Genomic DNA, 4,878 nt, shown 5'->3' on the forward strand with positions numbered 1-4,878 from the left:
AACGAACTCGGAATCTCAGGCAGATGTGTGCATACGGTAGCCCGTCTAACGGGGGCTAGAAACAATAATATAGTCTAGCAACGCTTTGAACGACCGCTCGTCGACTCGCAACCGTCATTCCTGGGTTGGACCAACCCGTCAAATTCACTGTGACGTAACACGAGATCCGCGCCGGCCGCGGCAGGCGTCGGAACAATAGCGCACCTCGTCCCACACCTTTTCCCACTTTTTGCGCCAGCTAAACGGACGGCCGCACACCGCGCACGGCTTGCTGGGCAGGTCGGATTTCGCCGTTCCCCTGGGCATGAGCGCGTCCCGCCTCAGCGGCTGACGATGCCGCCATGGGCCCGCAGGTCCAGCAGCATGGCCAGCATGACATGGCCCGGGCCGTTAAACGGATCGATCTGCCGCCGCGGCGAAAAGCGCAGCAAATGCCCCGGATTGACCTTGTCGAGGCTGGCCTGGCCCATCGACCAGTCGCTGAAAGCGCGCTCGTCGATCTCATCGAAGACCAGCAGGGTGACGTCGCTGTGGCGATCGTCGCGCATGATCCGGGTCAGCAGTTGCGACACCTCGGTGCGGCCGCCCTCCAGGATCTGCAGGAAGACGTCGTCGGTGTAACACAGCATCCCGGTGATCCCTTCGGCCATGTTGCGCTCACGCGACGGCTCCAGAACCCCCTGCAGCATGGCATCATCGACCGGAGTGGTCGCGCGGCTCGCATATAGACATTGCACCAGCATGGCGGCCTCAGGCTTTCAGGTTGATAAGGGACAGGAACTCTCGGCGCAGGGCCGCATCCTTGAGGAAGGCGCCGCGCATGACGCTGTTGATCATCTTGGAGCCGTTGTCGCGAACGCCGCGCCACTGCATGCAGAAGTGGTCGGCCTCCATGACGATGGCCAGCCCGTCCGGCCGCACCCGCTTCATCACCTGGTCGGCCAGTTGACTCACGGCTTCCTCCTGGATTTGCGGCCGCGACATGACCCATTCGGCCAGCCGGGCATATTTCGACAGGCCCAGCAGGTTGGAATGCTGGTTGGGCAAAAGCCCGATCCACAGCCGGCCCATGATCGGGCAGAAGTGGTGGCTGCATGCGCTGCGGATGGTCAGCGGCCCGACAATCAGAAGTTCGTTGAGGCTGGTGTCGTTGGGGAACTCGGTAATGTTCGGCGCGGTCTTGAAGCGGCCGGCAAACACTTCGTTCAGATACATCTTGGCGACACGGCGCGCCGTGTCATGGGTATTGTGGTCGTTGTCGACATCGATGACCAGACTGCGCAGGACGGCGTGAAACCGTTCGGCCACCTCGGCCTCCAGTTCGTCGTGCTCGCCGGGCAGAATAAAGTCGGCGATATTGTCGTTGGCAAAAAAGCGCGACTTCGACGCCTGCAGCCGCTTGCGGATACGCTCGGAGACGGCTTCGTCGTCCAGCGAGTGCGCGCCATCTTCGGGCGGCGCGGGAACATGTGCGGTCATGGGACCTGTGGCTCCAGCTCGGCCGCCGCGGGCCTTAAGGTGTTGCGGCTTTCGGACCGTATACGTCGTGGGTTAATGACTGGATCGTGTCGATAGAGTCGGGACTGACAAATTGCCGCATCGCCGGTCTGAGGCAGGCCATCGGGCGTAATCCCTTGGTGCGGCAGGTGACGCACGTTTGGATCCAACGGAGTGTCGCATGCTCGACCTTGGCGTAAATATCGCAATCGGCCTGTCCATGGTCGTCGTGCTGATAACCTTTATCCTCGGCATGGTTGCCTTTGGTCAAAACGGCGCAGCCGCCAGCGCGCGGCTCAACCGCCTGATGGCCTGGCGCGTCCGCACGCAACTGATCGCCATCGTGGTTCTGGCGGTCGGTATGCTGATCAAGGCGCAGGCCTGACCGGGCGGATGATCTCGGCCAGTCGCCATCCCGACAGCCAGGCGGCCTCGATCCGCGGCCCGATCAGCCAGTCACCGCACACCCCCAGCCGCTGGTCATCCGACCACAGGAAGCCGTCACCGCTGCCCGGTGAGCGGGCATAGCGCCACAGATGGCCGCGGACAAACGCCGCCGGCGGCAGGTCGTGCCCGATCACGCCCTGCCACGCCGTCATCATGGCGCTGGCGGCGTCTTCACGGCCCAGATCGAGATTGTCCGCCGCCCAGTCGGGCGTACTCTGTAGCACCCAGGCGCTTTCAGCCGTCCGGCCGGGTTTGGAGCTGTTGTCGGCGATCCAGGCCAGGACCGGATCTTTCGGCCGTGTCACGGCTGCGTGGCCGGGCAGGGGGGCGCTCAGCGACACCAGGGTTGTCCAGCACGGTTGCGAGCGCTGGCGCGCCGCTGTGGCTGCCAATTCCGGCGCCGGCCAGTGCAGCAGGTCCGCCGCCTGTTCGGCCGGCAGGGCGACGATGACCGCGTCGAACGGGCCGAACCGGCCTTGTTCGCCGACCAGTTGCCAGCCGTCGCCGTCACGGACCACGGCGTCGATGCGCACGCCGAACTGGACGCCGACGGCCTGGGCCATGTCGACCAGGGGGGCGCACATCATCGGCGTTCCGGTATAGGCCTGAGGGCCGGCCTGGGGCCACGGCGCCACCAGACCCTGGGCTTCCCAGGTGGCGACCTGGGCGGCAAAGCGGCGGTCGCGGACGGTGAAATATTGCGCGCCATGATCAAAGAACAGGTTGCGGCCGTCGCGGTCTTCGCGCCGTGTCGACATCCGCCCGCCGGCGCCGCGGCCTTTGTCGAAGACCTGAACGGCGAAGCCCCGCCGGATCAGACGTTGGGCGGCGGTCAATCCGGCCAGGCCGGCGCCGATAACAGCTAGGGAGGTGCGCATGCGTTCTTTACGCCGCATGGCCGCCGGTGGATCAGGAAAAAAGCGCGGCGCGCAACCCGATCTGGACACCGGTCAAGGAAGGGTGCCAAACAGGACTCCTAACTGCACACGCGAGGGGACATGCGATTTTTGCCAATGACCGGCCTGGTCCTTTCGGCCCTGTGGCTGATGGCGCTGCCCGCCGCTGCTCAGGTCACAGGGCCCGTGACCTACAGGTTGCGGGCGGTGACGGCGGGCGAAAATCTCACAGCCCTTGAGCTGAGGGTCGACTTCCGGCTGGGTGCCGACGGCAGGGCGGTCGTCGACCTGCCGTCATCCTGGGGCGGCGGCAGCCACATCTACGAACGCCTGAAGGACGTGCGCGTCACAGGCGCGCAAAGCGTCGAGCTTTCCGGTCCCGAAAGCCGCGTCATCACGGGGCGGCCGAAGGCAAAAATTACCCTCAGCTACCACCTGGAGGTCAACCGGACGGCCGGGCAGGGGGCGCCTGCCGACACTAACTTCACCTACCCTGTGCTGGCGCCGGACGGATTCTACATCACCGGGCCGGGACTGATGCCGCTGATCCGCGATACCGATCCGAAAGATATCCGCTTTTCCTGGACCCTGCCACAGGGCTGGCAGGGCGCGACCAATCTGGAACACGCCCTGTCCACGGACACGACCGACGGAGTCGATCAGTCGATATTGCTGGCCGGCCGCAACGTGACGGTTCGGCATGTGGCCCTGCCCACGGGTGAGTTGCGCATTGCCGCGACGGGTCACTTCGACCGCTTTTCCGCCGAGGCGTTTGACACGGCCGTGGCGACGATCGTCGCGACGGAACAGACCTTCTGGGGCGACGGCCCTGAGCATTTTCTGGTCACACTGGCGCCCACCGAGCGGCGCGTCGACGGGCGTTCCATCCGGGGCACAGGCCTGGGCGACGCCTTCGCTATCGTGACGGCGCCCAATACGGATCTGACCGACCTCAAAACCATTCTGGCCCATGAATATTTCCATACCTGGAGTCCTGTTCGCCTGGGGGGGCTGGATGCGGGCGACGCCGAAAGCGCCGGATACTGGTTTTCGGAAGGCTTTACCGATTTCTACGCCCGTCGGTTCGCGCTGGAGAGCGGTGTGATCGACGGCGACAGCTTCGTCGCCCAATGGAACGACGTTCTGCTGGCCTATGCCCTGTCACCTCACCGCACGACGCCCAACGCCATCGTGTCCGAGGCCTTCTGGAACGATCCGGCCGCGCATCAGTTGCCGTACCAGCGTGGCGCGATTCTGGCGGCCCTGCTGGACCGGCGATGGCGCGCCCAGGGCCGGTCGCTGGACGGCTTCATGCTTGCCCTGCGCGACGCCAGCCGGATCACCCCTGGTGCCGCCCCGACGCCCGCCCCCTTGCTGGAGCGCCTGAACAAGGTCGCCCTAGACTACGGCGTGGAATTGGACGATCTCGTCCAAAAGCATGTGATCAACGGTGACGAGATCCTCCTGCCGGCGGAGACCTTTGGCGACCGCTTTACGGTGGTGTCGACCTGCCTCCCGGCCTACGATCTGGGTTACGACCCGGCGCGGTCACGTGCAGCGGGGTATTTTGCCGGCGTCGATCCGGACGGCCCGGCCTATCGCGCAGGACTGCGCGACGGGATGAAGCGGATCAGGGTCGACAGCGCCGGCACCGGCGACAGTCAGGACGAGATCACGGTGGAAACCGAAGGTGACGGGGGCGCGCCTCTGACCCTGCGGTTCAAACCGGAAGGCAAGGCGACGGTCTGCCGCCAGCGCCTGGTGCGTTCGGACGACACCTGACGCCGACGGTGGCGCCGCCGCTCGGCGCGCAGCCCCCGGATCTTGTTCTTCATGCCTGTTCCCGTGGCGCGCGCGACATCCACATTGTCCAGAACACACTGAGAAACAACGTGTAGATCAACTGCGACACCACAACCGTCATGAAACCGAAGGTGAAGGTGAGCCGCACGACCTTGGGATCGGGGTCGGGCGATGGTATGAAATGCTCGCGGCGGCACGCCCGTTTGCCCGTCCACGGCATGTCTTACTTTACCTC

General features: G+C 65.0%; 7 protein-coding genes. 2 read left to right on the top strand and 5 right to left on the bottom strand.

Features of this window, described 5'->3' with window-relative positions; all coding sequences use genetic code 11:
• Positions 1–144: 144 nt before the first annotated feature.
• Genes ABI_RS24205 through folE form a run of 3 tightly spaced genes read right to left on the bottom strand, consistent with a single transcriptional unit; the run spans position 145 to position 1,479 of the window.
• On the bottom strand, positions 145–306 hold the full coding sequence (locus tag ABI_RS24205; protein ID WP_006271925.1) for a DUF2256 domain-containing protein: 162 nt from the start codon (positions 304–306) through the stop codon (positions 145–147).
• Between the two features lie 14 nt (positions 307–320).
• Positions 321–743, bottom strand: coding sequence for a BLUF domain-containing protein (locus tag ABI_RS05775; RefSeq protein ID WP_040308622.1), 423 nt, complete (start codon positions 741–743; stop codon positions 321–323).
• A 7-nt stretch (positions 744–750) separates the two neighbouring features.
• On the bottom strand, positions 751–1,479 hold the full coding sequence (gene folE / locus ABI_RS05780; RefSeq protein WP_006271927.1) for a GTP cyclohydrolase I: 729 nt from the start codon (positions 1,477–1,479) through the stop codon (positions 751–753).
• A gap of 199 nt (positions 1,480–1,678) precedes the next feature.
• Between folE and ABI_RS05785 the strand changes: the two genes are divergently transcribed.
• A complete protein-coding gene (locus ABI_RS05785; protein ID WP_006271928.1) occupies positions 1,679–1,882 on the top strand; it encodes a hypothetical protein in 204 nt (67 codons plus the stop codon).
• Here the strand turns inward: ABI_RS05785 and ABI_RS05790 are convergent.
• On the bottom strand, positions 1,866–2,822 hold the full coding sequence (locus ABI_RS05790) for an NAD(P)/FAD-dependent oxidoreductase (protein ID WP_006271929.1): 957 nt from the start codon (positions 2,820–2,822) through the stop codon (positions 1,866–1,868). The two genes, ABI_RS05785 and ABI_RS05790, sit on opposite strands and share 17 nt — an antisense overlap.
• Positions 2,823–2,942: 120 nt before the next feature.
• On the opposite strand from ABI_RS05790, the gene ABI_RS05795 reads away from it, so the two are divergent.
• Positions 2,943–4,622: a M61 family metallopeptidase gene (locus ABI_RS05795; RefSeq protein WP_083811394.1), complete on the top strand. Its 1,680-nt coding sequence runs from the start codon at positions 2,943–2,945 to the stop codon at positions 4,620–4,622.
• 49 nt (positions 4,623–4,671) lie between these two features.
• Here the strand turns inward: ABI_RS05795 and ABI_RS05800 are convergent, their stop codons facing one another.
• The gene (locus ABI_RS05800; protein ID WP_006271931.1) at positions 4,672–4,863 is read right to left on the bottom strand and encodes a hypothetical protein; all 192 of its coding nucleotides are present in this window, start codon (positions 4,861–4,863) and stop codon (positions 4,672–4,674) included.
• Positions 4,864–4,878 lie beyond the last annotated feature (15 nt).

Origin of the sequence: Asticcacaulis biprosthecium C19 (assembly GCF_000204015.1) — a bacterium.
Lineage (GTDB): Bacteria > Pseudomonadota > Alphaproteobacteria > Caulobacterales > Caulobacteraceae > Asticcacaulis > Asticcacaulis biprosthecius.